At 44.4% G+C, this 20,584-nt stretch carries 17 protein-coding genes and 2 pseudogenes; 6 read left to right on the top strand and 13 right to left on the bottom strand.

Translation table 11 applies throughout. The features are described from left to right. Nucleotides 1-343: 343 nt before the first annotated feature. Together hisD and H6F92_RS02930 are read left to right on the top strand one after the other, a co-directional pair. On the top strand, nt 344-1,648 hold the full coding sequence (gene hisD, locus H6F92_RS02935) for a histidinol dehydrogenase (RefSeq protein ID WP_190356733.1): 1,305 nt from the start codon (nt 344-346) through the stop codon (nt 1,646-1,648). 869 nt (nt 1,649-2,517) lie between these two features. Beyond that, nucleotides 2,518-2,730, top strand: a complete 213-nt coding sequence (locus tag H6F92_RS02930) for a hypothetical protein (protein ID WP_002766476.1) — start codon at nt 2,518-2,520, stop codon at nt 2,728-2,730. A gap of 167 nt (nt 2,731-2,897) precedes the next feature. Here H6F92_RS02930 and H6F92_RS02925 read toward each other — a convergent pair whose 3' ends face one another. Then, entirely contained in the window at nt 2,898-3,134 is a 237-nt protein-coding gene (locus H6F92_RS02925; protein ID WP_223213093.1) for an AbrB/MazE/SpoVT family DNA-binding domain-containing protein, read from the bottom strand. Between the two features lie 153 nt (nt 3,135-3,287). Between H6F92_RS02925 and H6F92_RS02920 the strand changes: the two genes are divergently transcribed. Then, nucleotides 3,288-3,623: an excalibur calcium-binding domain-containing protein gene (locus tag H6F92_RS02920; protein WP_190356732.1), complete on the top strand. Its 336-nt coding sequence runs from the start codon at nt 3,288-3,290 to the stop codon at nt 3,621-3,623. A gap of 51 nt (nt 3,624-3,674) precedes the next feature. On the opposite strand, the gene H6F92_RS02915 is transcribed toward H6F92_RS02920, so the two are convergent. Beyond that, nucleotides 3,675-4,748, bottom strand: a complete 1,074-nt coding sequence (locus H6F92_RS02915) for a Gfo/Idh/MocA family protein (RefSeq protein ID WP_052277637.1) — start codon at nt 4,746-4,748, stop codon at nt 3,675-3,677. A 216-nt stretch (nt 4,749-4,964) separates the two neighbouring features. Here H6F92_RS02915 and H6F92_RS02910 point away from each other — a divergent pair, with 216 nt between their 5' ends. Together H6F92_RS02910 and H6F92_RS02905 are read left to right on the top strand one after the other, a co-directional pair. Continuing rightward, entirely contained in the window at nt 4,965-5,537 is a 573-nt protein-coding gene (locus H6F92_RS02910) for a shikimate kinase (protein WP_190356731.1), read from the top strand. Then, nucleotides 5,537-5,857 (top strand): cupin domain-containing protein, encoded by a 321-nt coding sequence (locus H6F92_RS02905; protein WP_190356730.1) that lies wholly within the window; start codon nt 5,537-5,539, stop codon nt 5,855-5,857. The genes H6F92_RS02910 and H6F92_RS02905 overlap by 1 nt, the downstream gene beginning before the upstream one ends. A gap of 18 nt (nt 5,858-5,875) precedes the next feature. Here the strand turns inward: H6F92_RS02905 and hemW are convergent, their stop codons facing one another. From hemW to H6F92_RS02850, 11 genes and pseudogenes are all read right to left on the bottom strand, one after another. After that, on the bottom strand, nt 5,876-7,048 hold the full coding sequence (hemW, locus tag H6F92_RS02900) for a radical SAM family heme chaperone HemW (RefSeq protein ID WP_190356729.1): 1,173 nt from the start codon (nt 7,046-7,048) through the stop codon (nt 5,876-5,878). A gap of 283 nt (nt 7,049-7,331) precedes the next feature. Then, nucleotides 7,332-7,964, bottom strand: coding sequence for a MarC family protein (locus tag H6F92_RS02895; protein WP_190356728.1), 633 nt, complete (start codon nt 7,962-7,964; stop codon nt 7,332-7,334). 173 nt (nt 7,965-8,137) lie between these two features. After that, nucleotides 8,138-8,263: pseudogene (locus tag H6F92_RS26700) on the bottom strand (tyrosine/phenylalanine carboxypeptidase domain-containing protein); the annotation flags it as partial. 124 nt (nt 8,264-8,387) lie between these two features. Then, entirely contained in the window at nt 8,388-9,974 is a 1,587-nt protein-coding gene (locus H6F92_RS02885) for a TolC family protein (protein ID WP_190356727.1), read from the bottom strand. Nucleotides 9,975-9,989: 15 nt separating this feature from the next. Further along, complete coding sequence (locus tag H6F92_RS02880) at nt 9,990-12,854, bottom strand: NHLP bacteriocin export ABC transporter permease/ATPase subunit (protein ID WP_190356726.1); 2,865 nt, start codon at nt 12,852-12,854, stop codon at nt 9,990-9,992. Between the two features lie 36 nt (nt 12,855-12,890). Then, entirely contained in the window at nt 12,891-15,107 is a 2,217-nt protein-coding gene (locus H6F92_RS02875) for an NHLP family bacteriocin export ABC transporter peptidase/permease/ATPase subunit (protein ID WP_190356725.1), read from the bottom strand. 3 nt (nt 15,108-15,110) lie between these two features. Beyond that, nucleotides 15,111-16,721 carry an NHLP bacteriocin system secretion protein gene (locus tag H6F92_RS02870; protein WP_190356724.1) on the bottom strand — a complete coding sequence of 537 codons (1,611 nt, stop codon included), beginning with the start codon at nt 16,719-16,721 and terminating at the stop codon, nt 15,111-15,113. A gap of 171 nt (nt 16,722-16,892) precedes the next feature. Continuing rightward, a complete protein-coding gene (locus H6F92_RS02865) occupies nt 16,893-18,809 on the bottom strand; it encodes a RiPP maturation radical SAM C-methyltransferase (protein ID WP_190356723.1) in 1,917 nt (638 codons plus the stop codon). Nucleotides 18,810-18,873: 64 nt separating this feature from the next. Further along, entirely contained in the window at nt 18,874-19,290 is a 417-nt protein-coding gene (locus H6F92_RS02860; RefSeq protein ID WP_190356722.1) for a hypothetical protein, read from the bottom strand. A gap of 148 nt (nt 19,291-19,438) precedes the next feature. Continuing rightward, complete coding sequence (locus tag H6F92_RS02855; protein WP_190356721.1) at nt 19,439-19,795, bottom strand: NHLP leader peptide family RiPP precursor; 357 nt, start codon at nt 19,793-19,795, stop codon at nt 19,439-19,441. A 71-nt stretch (nt 19,796-19,866) separates the two neighbouring features. After that, nucleotides 19,867-20,265 carry an NHLP leader peptide family RiPP precursor gene (locus H6F92_RS02850; protein WP_190356720.1) on the bottom strand — a complete coding sequence of 133 codons (399 nt, stop codon included), beginning with the start codon at nt 20,263-20,265 and terminating at the stop codon, nt 19,867-19,869. 173 nt (nt 20,266-20,438) lie between these two features. On the opposite strand from H6F92_RS02850, the pseudogene H6F92_RS02845 reads away from it, so the two are divergent. Beyond that, a pseudogene (locus H6F92_RS02845) lies at nt 20,439-20,584 on the top strand (IS701 family transposase); the annotation flags it as partial.

Genomic DNA, 20,584 nt, shown 5'->3' with positions numbered 1-20,584 from the left:
GCCGGTTGTTGCTTAAATTGGTCTAGAATAAGCAAAATTTTGGCTGTTATCCTTGAAGACACTGGCCAACTCGTTCCTATGGCTTTTTAGTCGCGTTATCATTTTCAAGTCAGGAGGCAAGAGGCAAGAGAAAGAATCTGGCAATAAAGCTTTTAGCTTAACAAATTAGGTTTTAGATTCGGCCTTTGTTATCAGTTATCAGATGTGAGTTTTCAGTTCACTGATTACTGGTTACTGTTTACTGATCACTGAAAAGCCGGCACTCCCCCAAAGGTTACAATAAAAATAAAGATTCAGATTCCCCGTTATTCTTGAGAGGACGGGGGCAGTAGGAGCAGCCATAGTGGTTAGAATATTAAAACTTTCGCAATTAAGTAGCGCAGAACGGGCAAAACTTCAGAAAAGAGCCGAGTTAGATATTGATAACGCCCTCAAAGTCGCTCAAACGGTGATAGAAACCATCCGCGAACGGGGGGATGCCGGCGTTGTGGACTATGTGCGGCGTTTTGACTACGAAGGTGCGACGGTAGAAAATATCAAAGTCAGCGAGGCAGAATTTGAGCGGGCTTTTCATTTAATTGAACCGGAAGTAAAAACCGCCATTGAACAGGCTTTCCGGAATATTCAAGAGGTACATCGTCGCCAAATGCCAGAAGAAACACTACTGGCAGAAATTGAAACGGGTGTCTTTGCTGGCGAAAAAATCTCTCCTATCCCCAATGTGGGTTTATACGTTCCCCGGGGCCGCGGTGCTTTTCCCTCGATGATGTTAATGTTAGCCATCCCGGCAATGGTGGCAGGAGTGGAAAGAGTTGTCGTTTGCACTCCCCCCGATAAACAGGGCAACGTCGAACCGGTTTCTCTGGTGGCGGCGCAGATGGCTGGAGTCAGAGAAATTTATAAATTAGGGGGCGTACAAGCGATCGCCGCTTTGGCTTTGGGAACAAAAAATATCAAAAGGGTTGACAAAATTACAGGTCCGTGCAGCGTCTATGGGGCGGCGGCCAAGCGGTTACTGTTCGGTACTGTGGATGTGGGTTTGCCGGCCGGTCCAAGTGAGTCGATAGTTTTGGCCGATGAGTCCACCGATGCCCGTTTAGCGGCCTTGGATTTATTAATTGAAGCGGAACACGGGGCGGATTCGGCGGCTTTATTAGTCACCCACTGTGAAGATTTGGCGATCGCTGCTAGTGAATATGCACAGGAATACCTGCAAAAACTCCCGGATTGGCGACGGGAATTCTGTGAGGCGGGTTTAGCCGCCTATGGGGGCATAATTTTAACCGATAGTTTGCAGCAATCCCTCGATTTTGTCAATGAGTACGCCCCGGAACATCTAGAGCTTTTAGTTAGTAATCCTTTTGCCATTCTGGGCAAGATTAAAAATGCTGGCGAAATTCTCCTGGGAAATCATACTCCTTCCTCTATGGCTACCTACGCCATCGGAGTCAATGCTGTGCTGCCGACGGGAAGTTTTGCCCGTTCCTATTCGGCGGTTTCGGTTTATGATTTTCTCAAGCGCTCTACTTTGGCTTATGTCACCCCTGAAGGCTTTGAAAAGTTAAAAGAAACCACGAAAACTTTAGCCGAGTACGAGGGTTTTCCCGCCCATAAATTAGCAATTCAACACAGGGAAATTTTACTCTAAATAGGGCTTGCGGCAAAAAGTTTTTCGTGGGGGCAGGGTGTGGGGTGTGGGGTGTGGGGTGTAGGGTTTTACCGATTTTCATCTGGTCAATTACCTAATTTTCAGGGAAAAAGTACCTGAATTTTCCCCCCGGTCACTCCCACGGCCGGTACTTTTGGATTGACAAAAAGTCTAAAAGTCTTATCCAGCAAGGTTTTTAGATTTATTCAGCAAGCCCTAAATACAGGAAATAGGAAACGGGGAATAACTTAGATATGTAGGCAAGCTTATTTTTTAAATTCAGTACAGCTGGTTCTTCGTTACTTGGTATGGTTCGATAGGGGGGCATAAATCGACTAAATCCTTATCTGGCAAGAGACTTAATTGATTAGTTCGCTCTAGATAAAAAACAATTGACAAAAATCGCTAAATGCCTTTCTATATAAGGGTTCCATCCCTTATAATCCCCGTCCATTGCATAACACAAACCGAAGAGCCTCCAAGCTTTTGGGGGGTTCTACCCCCCAACCCTACCGTTGGGAGCGTAGGGTTGATTCAAGGTAGGGTTGATTCATGAATCAACCCTACCCCGTTGGGGGCGTGGTGCCGCCCCCAAACCCCGGAGCGCATTAGCTTTTCAGTGGGATGCTTACACGCGATTGTTCATATTTTTGTACTAATTTAAGAGTCACTGATAATTGCTGATTGTCGGTATTTCTGCAAATGTGGGATGCACCCTGTCTCCTATCTGGTACTATGATAAGAACGTAGGTTGGGTTGAAGCATGAAACCCAACGCCCGCATGGGTTACGCTACCGCTAACCCATCCTACAAATAATTGTGCCTCCCTACTTAAAACACCTGAAGAAATTGCCAAAACTTACTCATCTTTGAGCTTAGAACAAGTTTATGCAACAATTCTGTACTATTTGCATGAGCAAGAAAAAATAACCAATTATTTAACCGAATGGATTGAACATGGAGAAAGAATGAGAGAAATACAAAAACAAAATCCTCCTCCTGTGGCGGAAAAATTGAGAAAGTTAAGGCAACAAAGAAAAGCAGTCAAACAAGTAAATGAGTCTGAAATATCTCTTAGATGAAAATGTTGATCCTCTCTATGGGACTCAACTAAGAAGACTCAAGCCTGATTTAGTTATTAGAGTCATTAGAGAACCTGTTATACTAAATCTGTTGAGTATAGGCTACTTATGAAGACAGGCACTCATGCAAGAGGCAAGAGGCAAAAGGGGTAATAAATAATCAGTCTTTAATAACCAGATTTAGTATCACGGGTCGCTTGCATGATGTCGTTGGTTGTTAGACGGCTAGTTGCTTTGCCACGGATAGCGGCAATCAGTTGCTTTCCCCGGCTTAGGGTTCTAGGCTTGCGAATTTGCAAGATATCCCCAATCACTTCCAGCTGGATTTCTGTACCGGGTAACAACCCAAGCTTTTCTTGAATATCAGGGGGAATAGTGATTTGTCCGTTAGGGCTAATTTTCATGGTGTTTTTCTGCATATACTAACAAATAATCGGAAGAGTCAGTGCCACTGGCTGCTTGACCCCCCCCAAACGTTTACCTGGGAATAACTCTGATTTATTATCCTGTATCCTATTTGGTACTATGATAAGAGCAGAGAATCAGTCAAGCATTTTATGAAAAAAGTACTTGTTATTTTAATTCTGGGTTTTCTGAGCGAACAAATATCAATAAAATCACCAATTTCTGGCAATCAAACCCTCAATAATTTAGCCGTAGCTAACAACAATAATCGTCCCACTCCCCAGAAAAAACCTAGTCCTTCTCCACAGTTTCGGTGCGATGGTAGAACTCACTGTTCCCAGATGACCTCCTGTGCAGAAGCGACTTTTTTCTTGAAAAATTGCCCCAATGTCAAAATGGATGGAGACGGTGATGGAGTTCCCTGTGAAAGTCAATGGTGTGGAAAAAAATCCTCAGAAAAATGTTGGGAAAGTTTTCCAGATAACTAATTTTGTTTCCTCACCCCAATTCTCTCACTTAAAGAATCGGGGTGAAAACAATTAAGAAGCAGTAATCACGGGAGAATTAAGATATTGATAATTCCAGTCCGATTGTTGCCAAACGCGACCATCAAGGGCAATTTGTTCGATTAAACTAGCTAATCGTAAAGCTTTTAAAGCTTGTTCCCCACCGACAGAAGGTTGGTCCCCACCGCGCACACAATGAACAAAATGTTCTAATTCCGCGTGTAGGGGTTCAATATTGCTGGTATAAACTTTTTCAATTAAACCATCTTGACGGTAGAGAACTTGACCGTAATCGGTGCTATAGTTAGCGGTGGTTTGCCGGTGAATGAGGATTTCATTATTGAGAAAATCCGCTTCCGTGAGAGAATTTTTACAGTGGGCTGCTAAACGACGAATCTTGCGATGAGTCACCTTACTAGCGGTTAAATTAGCCACTACTCCATTACTAAAACCAAGGGTTGCAGTGACATAATCGAGATAACCGGAATCAGTGGCAGCGCGACTACCACTAGCGGTTAATTTCACCACGGGAGCCGAGACTAATTCTAAAATTAAATCTATATCGTGGATCATTAAATCTAACACCACCGACACATCATTAGCGCGTTGGGAATAGGGACTCATGCGATGGGATTCAATCGCTAAAATCTCCTCGGTTTTCAAGACCTTCGATAACTCTTGGAAAGCGGGATTAAAACGCTCGATATGACCCACTTGCAGAATACAATCATGATCGGCTGCCGCATTGACTAAAGATTCCGCTTCACTAATACTAGCGGCGATCGGTTTCTCGATCAAGGTATGTACTCCCCCTTGCAGACAGTCCATCCCGACTCGATGGTGTAACCGCGTGGGGACAGCGATACAAACCGCATCTACCCTAGGTAAGAGATCTAAATAATTTTCAAAAAAACGGACTCGGTATTTACTGGCAGTTTCCAGTCCCTTTTCGACGTTGACATCGGCCACCCCGACGAATTCCACGTCTTTTAATAAACTCAGGATGCGACTATGGTGTTGTCCCATGTTACCGACCCCGATAACCCCGACTTTAATCGGTTTGAGTTGATTTCTGTTACCCGGAAAGTTTGCTGGTTGATTGGACATGAATTTTAGACTCCTGTGTTCACACTCCCCACACCACTTGATTAGATTAATCAAGCTGATTTTGTCGATTAATTACCAAGATGGTATCATGGTTATCCAGATTCTGACACGATGTCGGTGTCAATGGGGGTTCTGAGAAGATTTTCTGATTCCATCTGCGGGTTTTTACTCCTAAATGCTTATCAAAAAATCATCCCTGAGTAGCGAGGACTACATATGGACAATTCAACGGATTTTAACTCCTTACGGGGATTAAGTGTTTTTTTGCTAGGAATGATGGGGGCCGGCAAATCCACCCTGGGAGAGTTGCTTTCCCGACGGTTACAATATCGTTTTTTTGATACAGATATATTAATAGAAAGGGTCGCAGGAAAGAAAATCAGGGAAATTTTTGCCGACGAGGGAGAAGCGACTTTTCGGGAGTTAGAAACCCAAGTTTTGGCCGAATTATCCTCTCTGACTAAAACTGTGATTGCCACCGGGGGAGGGATGGTTTTAAAACCGATAAATTGGAGTTATCTTCGTCACGGTTTAATGATTTGGTTAGATGTTCCTCTCGAAGTTTTGGTTAAACGTTTAAAACAAGATACCTCTCGTCCCTTGTTGGAGTCCACTGATTTAGAAAGTAAACTGGAATTATTATTAGAACAAAGACGAGGACTTTATGCAGAAGCAGATCTTCGGATTGTTGTTTCTGACCTAGATACACCTGCTGATATCGTTGAGAAAATTTTAACAGCAATACCGACGGTGATTAAAGATTTTCATCCAGAAAGAGACAATAACTAATGATACCAGCTTCAATTTTTGATTTACCCGAACTAATTCCCGACCGAGAAATTCTGGAAATTTTAGCTCAAAGTCAAGCTATTCGTCTAGAAAGAATTATTTCCACCGGTCAAACCACTCCCCGGGGTCAATGGTACGATCAATCTGAGTTTGAATGGGTGATTTTATTACAGGGATTCGCTGAGATTAGTTATGAAGATGGCAGCCAAGTTAATCTGCAAGCGGGGGATTATCTCCTGATTCCTCCTCACCAAAAACATCGCGTCGAATTTACTAGCAATAATCCCCCTTGTATTTGGTTAGCTATCCATTATCGCTAGTAAAATCTAGTTTCTGAACTATTGCCAGCGATCGAATAAATCGGTTAAAACGATATTAGAAAACAAAAAACCTTCGGGGTCGCTTAATCTTACCCTGCTATCCCCCTCAATTATTACTAGATTACGCTGTTTATGCGGCTCTAAGACCTCTAAAATTGCTTTTTTGATTTCCGAACCAAAATTAGCTTCAATCGCAGGTAAACTCACCCCTGACCCTAACCTTAACCCTAGCATTAAGGTTTCGAGAAGATCATCAATCAAGCTATTTTTCTCCACGTCAATCTGACAGCCTTCTTTTACCCAAGCGAAATAGTCGCGACTTTTGCGCGGACGGGTAAAACGTTGTTGATGGAGATAACTAGCAGCCCCCATACCAAAGCCGTAATAGGGACGATTTTCCCAGTACACTCGATTATGTCGGCATTGATAACCCGGTTTAGCATAGTTAGAAATCTCGTAATGTTGATAACCGGCTAAAGCTAGTTTTTCACCGGCTAAAACATACATTTTTGCGGTGGTTTCATCATCGGGTAAGGGTGTTTTCCCCGGTTGATACTGTTTACCGAAAGGAGTAACCGCTTCTAAGACCAAATCGTAACAGGAAAGATGGGCCGGTTGCAGTTCGATCGCTTTTTCTAGGGAATTTTCCCAATCTGTGAGGGTTTGTTGTGGCAATCCCGAAATCAAATCCAAACTATAGTTAACTATTCCCAATCCCTGAATTAATTCCACTGCCTGATAGATATCCTTAACAGTATGCGATCGACCAGAAACCTGTAATAATGGTTCTTGAAAAGCCTGTACTCCTAGACTAACCCGATTGACTCCCGCGCTAAGATAACCCTGTAATTGTTCTGGACTAAAGGTAGCCGGATCAATCTCCATAGAAATCTCTATATCGGCCGCAAAATCAAACTTTTTGGCTAAAGTATCCAGAATCGATCCTAATAATTCCACCGGTAACAGGGAAGGAGTCCCCCCCCCAAAAAAAATTGTTTCTAGGGGTTTCCCCGTCCCCTGACTAAGGCTAATTTCTTCCTGTAATATTTCCACATACTCCACCACAGGGGGAAAAGTCGCCGGATTGGTGTGATTACCGACGACAAAAATCGGGAAATCACAGTAAAAACAGCGCCGACGACAAAAGGGAATATGAATATAAACCGAGGTTACGGGGTCAAAATAGGGCATTAAAGCGCAGGGAATAGAACTGGACGTTGACCTACTTCAGGGTGATGGTCTGCACGACTAATCTCCATTGTCAACCGCGTCCCCTGGGAAAGCGGTGTAATTATTACCAGAGTTCGCAGTGAGGACGATCTAAATACGGCAACCGTGGGGACAGCGAATACCGTAAATACGGGTGGGCTAAAATACGTCGGTCAAGGCACTGTTAGTTTATGGGTTAGTAGCTCTACCTCTTCTATTATCCGTCACAATTGCTTTGACAAACCACTGTATATTGTACTTGACTTTATTGTATTGGGAGAGCGCCAAGCTTCCGTAAAAAATGAATAATAATCTGTATGCTGAGAGAAGCCTGTAATACAGCGAACACCCAACCAATCACACGCAAACCAGCAACTGTCAAAAGTGACAGCAACTTCCGTGCTGTCAGCATAGTCAGCAAATTGACGAACATTACCAATAATAAAATCCCAATAATTGGCAGCGACAATTGTTGTTTTTCTCCACTCAAAACCATGAGTGCCAAAATCGCCGCAATACCGGGAGGAGTAACAATTGTAGGAATTACTAGACGGGAAATCAGCATTGATGCCGACAAAGTTTCTGATTCTGTAATCCCCTTAGCAAGGGATTCTGTCGGGTTCATTATCACCTGCAAAGACCCCAAAAGAAGAATAATCCCTCCTGTCAGGGCAACGGCGGGCAAAGAAACCCCCCAATTATGCAAAATAAGCGGGCCGACGATTGAGAGAAGCAAGACGACTGCCGTTGAAGCTAAAGTCGCTCTCAGAGCAACCGCCCGACGCAGGTGAGCATCAGCACCAGCAGTCAACTCGACAAAAGGCACAATCGTTTTAATCGGTCCGAGAGTAATGAAAAAAAGGGTAAAAATAGATGGAAGTTTTAGCATAGCAGTCATCAAATAGTTACGACTGGCGCACTTTCTAGAAGCTTGTTCGCAACTGTGATCAATGGCTCTATAGACATCTTGTTCATAAAAGTCGAATAAGTGAGCATAGCCTGTAAATAGCGGGGGTCACTCAGGCAAGGTGGTAGATAGCGGGGGGCTTGGCACAATCCCATCTGATAGAGTTAGCAGCGGGCGGGAATGTCCATAACATCCAACTTACCACAGAAGAGTAACTTCAGACAGTCGGAACGCCCAGCCGCAAAGAAGGCGCGGATGGCATTGCTGACTCCCAGCAGTCCAAATAGATAATGAAGCGATTTTCACAAACGCCGCTGTTTTGGTTTCTCCCATCTTTCCAGAATTAAACCTGAAGGCTGAGGAGATTTTACCCAATATTGGGGCGATCAAAAATAACTAATCTTCATGAAAGGTTTATGGTATATTGGTTGTCGTTGTTTCATTTTGACCGACAGCGCGGCGTAAATTGGCGATCGCCTGATTGTAACTAACAGTAGCCCGCAGGAGACTAAGCTTAGCCTGATTGAGATTATTCTGGGCGCTGATCACATCCAACTGAGTCCCAACACCGGCTAAAAAGCGAGTCCGATTTGCTCCTAAACTTTGCTCAGCGAACTTCACCGCTTCCTGAGCCGTACTGTAGTTAGCTTGACTGACCTGTAAATTTGCATAACTCTGGGTAACTTCTTGGCGAATTTGGTTATGAACATCGGCAAACTGAGTTACTGCAATTTCCTCACTTACCTTAGCCGACTGAGCCTGAGCCGAGGCATTACCTCCATCATAAAAATTCCACTGCATTTGCGCCGTCAGAGAATAACCCCCGCCCCAGAAATTGCCATCAACTCCATCAGGAAAGCCACCGCCGGAATTGAGTGCCTTATTAATATCCGTTTGCGCCACAAGTTGAACTTGAGGACGTATATTAGCGAGGGCGATTTGTTGTTGAGCTTGGGCAACTTTTTGTTGTAGTAATTGTTGTTTAAGTTCAGGACGTTGGCTATAGGCGACTCCTAAACTTTCCGGTAACGATAACGCCCATTGATCTTCTAACCTAATCTCGTCTGCCGCTGTCACCATCACCCCATCTCGCACACTCAGTAATTGGGTCAAATTACTTTGTGCTGATAGGAGATCTCCTTGGGACTGGGCCAGTTGTTGTTGAGCATTTTTGACTTGAACCTGAGCCTGAAGCACATCAGCAATAGTGGCAAAACCTGCTTCCTTGAGAGCTTGGGCATCATTGAGAGTAATTTGAGCATTATTTAAATTATCCTCAGCAATCTGAATTTGCGCCTGAGCCTGTTGAATACTGTAGTACCCCAAGCGAATTTGTTGGTTGAGAGTCTGCTGTTGTAACTCCACCTGGAGCAGTTGAATTTTCAGTTGTTCCTGCGCCGCCTGAAGATTGCCAGCGCGACCGCCACCACCATAGACTAAATAGCTGAGAGTGAGGGTCGTATCCAAAGTGGTAAAAGGATTATCTAGTGGCGTAATTGTATATTGATTTACTCCCGAAGGTCCACGAATGAGAACGGTTTGAGTTTGATTATAATTCAAGCCGACACTGGAATAAACTTGATTGTAAAATTTCTGTTCTAGGCTATCCACAGAATAGACGGCTGTATTGAGATTAATCCCCAGGCTCAGGTTAGGTAAATAGGCCGCCTCGGCAGATTTGACTTTTAGTTGGGCCTGTTGTAACTGTTGCTGAGTGATTTGTAGTTGACGGTTATTTTTCCGAGCTAAATCCAAAGCCTCCGGTAAACTCAATTTAATTAAATTTTGGATTTGGAGTTCGCTTGGTGCTTGCGGTAAGACAAGGGGAGCTACTGGCAGTTGTAGGAGATCAGAATCTTCTAGGGCTAGTTCAGGACTCGGTAGCACGGTGGGAGAAACAGGAGACAGAGATTGAGCCAAGCCGCCAGCAGACAGGATCCCGAGAATGCCTCCGACTAAACTCAAAGTTGTCAATAAAGAAAACAAGGGAAAAGCATTCATGAGAATTGAGGAACGTTAAAGCATTTGGCGAGCAGTTAATTGGGCAAATAATCCAGGCTGATGGGCAAGTTCTTCAAAGTTTCCTTGTTGAACGATGCGTCCCTGATCCAGAACATAGATCTGGTCAGCATAACGAATAGTGCTCAGACGGTGAGCAATCACTAGACGGGACACATTAAGCTGGTCTAAACTTTCAGTAACGATCGCCTGGGTTTGATTATCAAGAGCGCTGGTAGCTTCATCAAACAGGAGAATTTTCGGTTTCAGTACCAAAGCTTTAGCAATCAAGAGGCGTTGGCGTTGTCCCCCAGAAAGATTGGTTCCCCCTTCACTGACGACGGTATTCATCCCCATCGGCATCGCTTTAATATCGGCAGCAAAACCGGCCATCGTTGCTGCTTGCCAAGCTTCATCGAGAGTCACCAGAGAACCCCCGGCGATGTTATCGAAAATCGAAGCAGCCTGGAGACGACTGGTTTGTAGAACAACCCCTAACTGACGACGCACCGCTTGGATATTAAGTTGAGCTAAATCCTGATCATCGTAGTAAATCGCTCCTGCTTCGGGAGTTTCAAACCCCAGGAGAAGCCTTAGCAGGGTTGATTTCCCACAGCCAGTTGTCCCAACTAAAGCGACAAAATCCCCGGCATTAACGGTCAAGCTTACCCCATTAAGAATCGGAGACTGTTCCGGTTGATAACGAAAAACCAGATCACTGACCGTAATTTTGCCATTTAATTTACCTGGGTCAATTTTAGTTTTATCTACTTCCAGAGGAGCCTTGAGTACCGGTTGAGTTCGTTCCCATAAATTCAAGACATCCAAAGAGCCTACTAGAGTATTACTCAAACTGGTAATACTACCAACAAAAGTACCCAAGGCTGCATTAGCCGCCATAAAGTTGCCCACACTCAACTCAGGTAAAACAAAAGGATTGAGGGGACGCATTTGACCGTAGGTAAACCAGAACAGGACAATCGTCACCACCGAGGAAAGAACTTGGTTGGATAAATTCAGACTATTGGTAGTGATATTTATCTTGAGATTGAGTTCTGAGCGCTGGCGGTAATCATTGGACCAGTAAGCAAAAGCCCGTTCCTGGGCTCCGGCTACGCGCAGTTTAGCCACGCTGTTAATAATTTGCACCACCTTGCCAAAAATTTCCCCCTCTAGGTTGAGCAGAAGACGATTTTGCCTGACGATAATGTAGCTATGAATTGTCGTAATCATCACCGTAGCGATCGCCGTTGCCAAACCCAGGAGGGCAATATCGAAGGAGTAATAGAGCATTAAACCTAGGTTTAACAGAGCAAAAAAACTACTGAGGATAACATTAAGAGTCGAGCCACTAAGCTGACGACGGATTTTGGTAATGCCCATAATGCGGGATTGTAGATCCCCACTACTGTACTGCCGAAAAAAACGCGCCTGGAGTTGCAGTACCCGGTCCCAGACTGCTGCTTGAGTCGAAGCATCAGAAGCCGTTTCCAAGCGCAACAGAGTAAAGCCTTGCGTCAGCTTAAAGAAAGTAACGCTGATGGCCGAGGTAACCAGAACCATCCCCATTTGCCAAAGTAGTCCCGTCTCCGCATTGGGAATCACTTCATTAAATAAATGCCCAATCAGGATCGGGTTGAGCATATTCAACAAAGTTGCTGAGAGAGCACAGATAGCAATGAGAAACAGATCGCCGTAGCGTTGGTAAAGGGCAAACTTGAGGATGGCACCAATCCCAATGACCTGAGCGGTAAAAGTCCGATAAAACATTAAGGCCATGGGAGCCAGGCTATTGGCTACCTCGACACTGAGGGTGGCGGTAGTTTGAGCAACCGGGTCATAGATGAGATAAGGATGGCCTGGGACGGGAATGAGGGCGACGGGAGCCTTATTTTGGCGGTAGGCCAGTAGGGGGCCATTGTCCTGATTCCACCATTGTCCCGACAACAGCACATAACGCATCTGGAGGCGGGAAGCCCGAATAATGCCTTCGAGGGGATTTTTCATGCGTTTGAGGTCTTCTGATGCTGGGGGCGGTTTGATTTCTACATTCAGGTAGCGGCCAATCCGTCCCATTGCTCGCAGTAAAGGGGTGGGTAATTGTTCAATATTTTGTGCTGGTGGACGACCAAAGACTGTGGAGAGTTTGGCTAGGGTGTTTTCGATTACCGCCTGGTTTTGTTGGACACGTTGTTCGAGTTTGTGAACTTCTAGCCGTGCTTCATACTGATAGAACTTGTCGAGGTAGCCGATTAGTAATTGGTGATATTGAGCCATCCCCCGGTGCAGGTTTTCCGGTTGGGGTGGTTCAGTCGTCAATTCTATTTGGGTTGTTTCATCCGCCCGGAACCACTGTTGTAAAAAGAGAGGAATCGGGACAGAGTCGGCGCACAGTACCAGATCTGGCTGGCCCAAAAAGTGCAACTTACCCTGATGACATTGCAACCACAGCAGATTATTAGAGCCTTGAATAATCGCTTGCGGGGCGAGGGGTTGACTGATTTGATTGAGATTCAGGGGCGGATGGGGTGGACTGGAGAGTTTATCGGCGAGAAATCGGCCTAAATGGGTCAGCCAACCCAGGATTTCGGGACTCCAGGTTTCCGCTGAGGCTAGGTCACTTTCGACTAGGGGGGTGACTTCCGTCTGTTCTAAGGCGATCGCCATCAGGCCAAAGGGGACAGCCCCAGGGTCTATTCCCCACAAGAGTTCCCCCGCTGTGACCGTAAACCAATAGTGACGATGACCTTCCCAGCTTTCTTCGACTTTTTCGACACAAAAAAGCGCGAGACTTCCCTTCTCTACCCGATACAGTTGCTCCGATGAGGTAAGGGATAAGCTTTGATTACTGTGAATAATTTGGCAAGAAACTGCTTCAATCATATAGATTTTAGATTTTAGATTTTGAGATGCTTACATTTATAAAGTCACTCCTCCTCCTTCTACTTGGACTAACTTGGCATAGTAACCTCCAGCCTGCCAAAGTTGTTCATGGGTTCCTCGCTGAATTACCTTACCTTGAGCTAAAACAATAATTTCTTCGCAGTCTCGAATCGTACTCAAACGATGGGCGACAATAATACAAGTACAGCCCCGTCTTCGTAAATTCAAATCAATCAATCGTTCGGTTTCTGCATCCAAAGCACTGGTGGCTTCATCCATAACAAGAATCGAGGGATTTGTGGTCAAGGCGCGGGCAATTTCTAAACGTTGTCGTTGTCCACCACTCAGATTAGCCGCCCCTTCTAAGAGAACACTATCGTAACCATGGGGAAGACTAACAATAGTTTCATGAATTAAAGCATCTTGACAGGCCGCCACCAAATCATGGTCAGAAATCGTTTGATCCCACAGCGTTAGATTTTCTCGAATAGTTCCGCCAAATAAGACAATATCTTGTTCAACCAGGGCGAGGGAATTAGTCAACAGATAAGGACTAATTTGGCACCGAGACTGACCATCAAAATAAATTTCCCCGCTGGTTGGTTGATATAGTCCGGTGACGAGTTTAGCGAGGGTTGATTTTCCAGAACCTGTCGCCCCCACCAAGGCGACTCGTTGGCCTGGTTTCAGTTGCAAATTAAAGTTATCAATCAAAGGCGCTTCTACAGAACTGTAGCCAAAACTAACCTGACGAAATTCCACATAACCCTGAAGTTTGGGGCGGGTTAAGGTTTCGGTTATTGATGCTTGGAGAAGCAGGGTTTGTTGTTGTTTAATTTCGGGATCAATGTCATTGTCTAGGACATCATCAAGGCGATTAATCTTCCCTACCATTTCCTGAATATTTTGTCCGAGAGTCACCAAACTATTAACCGGCTGAAGGAATTGCTTAGATAACTGTTGAAAAGCAAAGAAACTTCCCAAGGTCATGATCCCTTTAATCACTCCCAGTCCACCGAGAATAATGATAGCTAAACCAGCAATATTAGAAATAAAACTGGGTAACACCCCCAAAACTTGGCTTTGGACTCCCAATTCCTGCTGACCATTATTCGCTTTAGCGTAGTAGCCAGCCCAACGGGCAAAAAATTCGGTTTCTAGTCCAGTTGCTTTAATAGTTTCAATATTTTGAATACCACTAATGCTAATCCCTGCTACCTTACCAAAATCTTGAATCAGCGTCATATTTGCATCAACTCTGGCCCGGGAAACCCACTGGAGGGCGACTAAGTTTACCGCCGCCAGCAAAATGAGAATTATCGTTAAATTTAAATCGTAGGTCATTAAAATTACGCCATAGATTACCATCGTCACTACCCCAATCATTGTCGTAGCGAGACGACCACTAAGGGTACTAGCAACACTGTCGTTGTAACTAACGCGATTGCTAATTTCCCCGGCAAATCTCTGGGCGTAGAAACCAATCGGTAACTGTAATAAATGCCAGAGAAAACTCCCGGACATTTCCACACTAAGTTTAGTTTGCATCCGGCGAAGATAGCGTAATTGGGCTTCATTGAGCAAAAAATTAAGCACTGTCGCTAACCCCAAAGCCCAAAGAATCGGTAATAACCAAGACCGGCCTTCACCAATTACTTCATCGAGGTATTCACCCCCCAAAACCGGTATCGCCACTTGAGGGACAATAATTAGTAGTCCGAGAATAAAACAAGCGGTAGCCGAATCGAGAACTGTAATTAATCGTTGGTAGAGGGATACTAAGATATTCGGTTTTATCCCTCCCTTTTCGAAGCTATTAGTAGGTTTAAAGGTCAATACTACCCCAGTGTATCCCTGGTCAAAGTTTTCCTGGGTAATACGACGACGACCAAGGGCCGGGTCTGAGAGATAGGCCCATTTTTCATCGAAGCCCTCAACGACTAAAAAATGGTTGAAATTCCAAAAGACAATGTAGGGCGGATCAACATGATAAACTTGTTCGAGTTCGTATTTAAATCCTAGGGCTTCTAGCCCATAGCTTTTGGCCGCTTTGACAATACTGGATGCTTTACTACCATTACGAGAAATGCCACAGACCTGACGTAATTCTGCTAAGGGAATATACTTCTGGTAATACTCAAGAATGATCTTTAAAGCCGCCGCCCCACATTCTACAGCCTCCATTTGTAATACTGTCGGAGTTTTGACCCGCTTAAACCGCACCTTAGTCGTTTTCGGTGTTGTAGTAACCATGACTTATTCCTCACCCGTAATTGAACGAAAGAAGGGCAAAACAAAGGAGATAGGCGCTCTTTGATCTACTGTAACTTGACTGATGGTTGTCGTCCCTTGGGTAATTTTTTGATTCGGACCTTGACGGGAAGACCATTCAAAGCCACTATAGGCTTTTGGGTCAGTTTTCAGGTGAATAGCAACTCCAATAGTTTGATTATTCGCTGTTAAACTTTTAGCAAGATCAGCATCACCGATTAACAGCGCCGCTTCTTCAACAGAACTGGGAAATTCCGCTACTTTAGTGACAGTTCCCACAATACCGCCGTAGTCTTTTTTCTGCACGGTGCTGGGGGTGATTTCTGCACTCATCCCCGCTTTGATCTGTTTGCCATTACCAATACTAAAAAAGCTTAGACTAATTAGGGATTCTTCCCGATCAGAGCGCATTAGTTTGGCAATATTTTGACCAGGGTTTACCAGTTCTCCTACCTGAACTTGAATGTCAATAACGCGACCAGGATATTCGCTGCGAATGTAGCCATTGCGTTGGATTTGCAGTTGTAATTGGGCGATGTCATTCTCTAAAGATTGCCGCTGGTTTACTTGCTCGTCTAGGGTTTTACGGGTTCCTAAATCTAGTTGGGTGAGTTGACTTTGAACTTGGATTACTTGAGACTTAAGTTCATCAATTCTACGCTGATTTTCTAAAAAACTTTGTTCATTTTGAGTTGCTTGAATCTCTAATTGTTGAACCTGATTAAGCAGTTGACTGATTTTATTATTATTATCTAACTGTGCTTGTTCTAATTGAGCTTCTTGAGAATCTAATTGTTTTAGGTTGGCTTTAATGCTGGAGTTTTGATCAAATATTTGTAGGATTTGCTGCTCTGTTTGCAAGATAATATTAATGGTAATAAGTTCTTTTGCTTGTAATTCCTTCTGTTTGGTGTAGATCTTTTGCAAATTTTTCAACACTTCATTGGCTTTATTGAGTTGCTCATTAAGACTTTGACGTTGGGCGGTGATCGCTGTTCGATTGGTGGCGAGGGACTTAACCCCAGTAGTTTGTAGTTGTTGAACTTGAGTCAGGATATCTTGTTTCTGACTGAGAATCGCTGCGAGATTTTTATCCTTAAGTAAACGCCCAAACTGTTCGGCTTCCCGAATCTGTTTTTGGTAATTAGAGCGTTGTTGTTCAAGAGTAAGCTTTTGCTCTGAATTATCTTGATTTTGTAGGGTATTTTCGCGATTAAACTGGGAATTGAGGAGTCTGAGTTCGGCCTGCTTCTCGCGGAGTTGTTGCTCTAGTTCTGGCTGTTCCACAATTGCAATTAAATCCCCAGTTTTGATGGTTTGGTCGAGTTTAACCTTAAGGGATTTAATCCGACCAGAAGCAATTCCTTCGATTTGCGTGACTTTTTCAAGATAAACCAGCACCCCCTGACCCATAACTGTAATTGGAATCCGGCCAAAAATGCTCCAAATCACAATCGCTACTGTCACAAAGGCCAAACTTCCCGTCCACCACCACCCCTTCGGACTGATGACTTCCATCAATTGATCGAGTTTTTCTGGGGAGGATAAACGCTCAATAGACTTAGTGCGGAAGGGGGAATTAGGGGTTGGAGTCATTGCAGTTATCAGTAGGGTGGGCATTGCCCACCAAATCAACAAGATCACCTAAATTCTATTGCATTATTTAAAGCGTGTCAATCCATTAGTCCTCTCCAATAATTGTCAGAATAAGGGCTGAAGCCCTTACTACGAGCCGCTTAAAAATCTTTTCTGGAGAAGTCTAATAAATTATCCTTTCAAATAACCTCCAGCAAAATCATTTTTCCTGGGTAGGGAAGGGACATCCCCCCGGACTGCTAAGCTGAGAAAACGCTTACTAGCCTCCAGCAGGATATGACGTTCCTTAAGGAGCATGAGGGTTTGTTGCACTTCCTCTGGAGACGCAAAATCCGCCTCCATTTGTTGCAATTTTTTCAATAATTCTCGAAAGGTGGGAGCCTCTTCACAGCCGAGAAAAACTAAACGCTCTAAACCGTAGAGATAGGAAACCCGTTCGGTGGCGCAGGGACGAGTATCAAATAGGAGAATACGGTGGCCGTGGTCATCGTAGCAAAAGAGGGGCGCTTGCTTCGACCAAAATAACTTCCGCCATTCAGTGACACAGCGTTGGGTGGCCTGGAGACCTGGGGTATCAAATGCGAGGGGATGGAGGTGTAAATTCTCCCCATTGTCACCCGTTTTTTCAAAGAAGTAAGCCAGGTCAGCAATAGCTTGGGACTCTAAAGGATAAATGTAGGAATAACTGGCAAAAGGTGCAATACTAATCCCATACTTAGCGGGGTCATTGTGATAGGGACTAAAGCGATCGTAGCGAATCCGACGCACTTGGTTGGGGGGTTCCAGATGCACAATTAAAGGCAGCCATTGGGCCATTTCTGCGTACCAATCATCTTGTTCTCCAGGAAAATCTACCAAAATACTCCAAGCAAGGCGAATGCCAAATTCTCGTCCCCACTTCAGCAGTTGCACATTGATGGCGGTACTGGTGCCTTTGTTCATTAACTTCAGCACTTGATCGTGGAGGTTCTCAATACCTGGTTGAATCCAATTCACCCCAGCTTTGGCTAATTTTTCTACATCATGGCGACTTAAATTAGCCTTAGTCTCATAAAAGAGAGTATAGGGAGGTTGCTTTTCTGAAAATTGAGGAATCAGGGTTTGCAAATGTTGCTGAGACAAAATATTATCAACCACTTCAAATTTACGGATTTTATAGCGTTGGGCAAGTTCCGCAAATTCGGTTAAAACCTTATCTGTGGATTTAGTGCGGTAGTTAATTCCATCGCCATTCAAACCACAAAAGGTACAATGATTTTTCTGTCCCCACCAACAACCTCGGGAGGTTTCTGCTAGTAATCCCGGGATAATACTTGTTTTTAACTGGGATTGCATCAGGGTTCTAAAGTAATCATCATAGTCCGGTGTTGGTACTTGATCTAAATTGTGAATTGTTGCTCTGGGCGGAGTTTCCCACTTGCGTTTAACTTCTCTGTCTCGTGGGGTAATTACACCGTAGGGGACTTTTTCAGGGGCAATTTCTCGCCCTTCCTCAATTAATAAACGACACAGGGGGGCAAAAAGTTCGTCCCCTTCGCCGGAAGCAACAAAATCTACCCAGGGAAATTCTCGGTGAGTGGTAACACCCATAATTCCTTCACAATTTGCTCCTCCCATTAAGGTGATAATTTCCGGTTTCAGGGATTTAATCCGCCGCAGAATTGCCAGGGAAGCACAATGTTGTTGAAAGGTAGAACTACAGCTAACAATTTTGGGATGATAACTGAGAATTTCCTGGGCTAACTCTTCGATAAAGACCGTGGCTGCCTCTCGAATTTCCCACAATTCTTGCTGCATTTTTGGATTATGCTTAAGGGTTAAAACTTGCTCAAAATATTGTTGATAATCTGGAGAAAAATCAGGAAAGGCTAGGTGGGAAAAGGTCCATTCACCGACTAAATCTTCGGTGGCTTGGCGATCAAGAACACCATATTTTTTTGTGCCAATTTTGTCCGCAAATTTCAGATTTCCGTAAACTGCTGTTGAAGAAATCCCGGCTTGGTTTAAACAGCCCTTTAAAATACCGATCGCCAGCGAAGGATGGGTAATCTCCACATAGGGCATCAGGACGAAACAAACATCTACCATAGTAATGAGCCTTGGGTTGGAAATGGTTTTTCAGAAGTTAACGTTCTCGCAACTCTAGGAAAAATCAAGCCTGATTAAAAGCCTGTCGCACTCTAGGTTGAAAAAAGTAAGACAAAATCTCCCCGTAGATAATCAGTAACAGTAAGCTGAGAAGCCAAGGTAGTCGTCCCGCAAACAGACTAATGATAATGATGGCAATGTTAGCGATTTGCATCATAACTCCCAGCAGCCAAGCCCAGGGTTTCAGGGACAGAAAACCTAAACCAAACAGTAAGTTAATCATGCCAACTATCACATTTAATCCCCCAGCAGTTAGCAGGATATGATCGGTGGGAGAAGGTGGTAAATTTTGCTGTCGGAGGTTTTCTAGTAAGGTAATACCAACCCTCAGATTGACGAGTCCTGCGAGAGCCACTATCGTCCCACCGGCGATCGCTAAAATGGCTAAAATTTTAATCCCTATTGGTCGATTTGACTTCATGTTCTCATTATTAAAAATTCTTGAGACAATTAGCTTAAGCTCATTTTCCGTCTATCGCATAACCGCAGTCATAGAATAATCTCCATGAGTAATTGAGTTTGATTGAAGAAGAAGCAGAAATTTCTCCGCTTATTTTTTTGTTTAGGGTTTAAACGAGAACCACAACGCCAACAACAGCAATTTCTATATGTGCCGCCACTGTCGTCTGTACCTCGGCGGTTTGTATTGTATTGGTGGTAGTTACCGTACTGTCCCCCCCGGCCATTAGCTCAAGTTCCGCTTCGCTTAGGGTTAAGCTACCACCAGCAGAGGCTACGGGCAACACCAGATGGCGCAGGGTCGGTGTATCTTCAACGATTTGTAATTGAGTCCCTTCGGGAACAGACATTCCCGCTTCGGTGAGAACGGCTTTGGGATTGCTCAGTAATTGTTGTTTGAAAGCTTCATCGCGCCAGGCACGGGCGACGATTTCCCCCCAGATTAGTTTGTTGCGTTCCCCAGTCATACAATAATCTTCATTGGTAATGAATAAGGGAGAAGAACGCTTTAGACCCACTTCTCCCTTTGGTGTCGGGGTTAAGTGATGACAACCACGGCGACTATAGCAATACCATCCATCGCCTCCGCTGTTGTTGTTATCTCTGATGTCTGCACTTCAACCTCTGTTGAAGTGACTACTGCCGTTTGTGTTTGCACTGTCGTCGTAGTTGTCTCCGTACTACCACCGCCAGAAACCAGATCGAGTTCGTCTTCGCTCAGGGTTGAGCTACCACCAGCAGGGGCTACGGGTAACACTAGATGGCGCAGGATGGGGGTATCCTGAACCACTTGCAGTTCCACATCCTCTGGCACAGACATTCCCGCTTCGGTGAGAACGGCTTTAGGATTGCTCAGTAATTGCTGTTTAAAAGCTGCATCGCGCCAGGCACGGGCAACGATTTCCCCCCAGATTAGTTTGTTGCGTTCACCAGTCATACAATAATCTCCATGAGTAATTAAGTTTGATTCAAGGAAAAGCAGAATTTTTTGCTTCTCTTTTTAAATGCACAACCGCTACTAATATCATGTTAGTGGGACTTAAACGCTAAATAAAGATCAAATCGAGTATAATCGTTAAAGAATAAGCACTTTACGTTGAAAGAGCAGCGATGAAAGAGACAACCCCAGCCGCGATGCCCCCATGCTTTGACCGATGGTGTCGGCGGTTTGACAATTGCTTCAAAAACGAAGCGCAAAAAAACGGCTTCAGACAATATTTAGGAGGATTATTAGGGGAAAGTGAGAGGAAAAACCT

The sequence above is a fragment of the Microcystis wesenbergii FACHB-1317 genome (genome assembly GCF_014696875.1).
Lineage (GTDB): Bacteria > Cyanobacteriota > Cyanobacteriia > Cyanobacteriales > Microcystaceae > Microcystis > Microcystis wesenbergii_A.
This window is presented reverse-complemented; position numbering and strand designations above follow the sequence as displayed.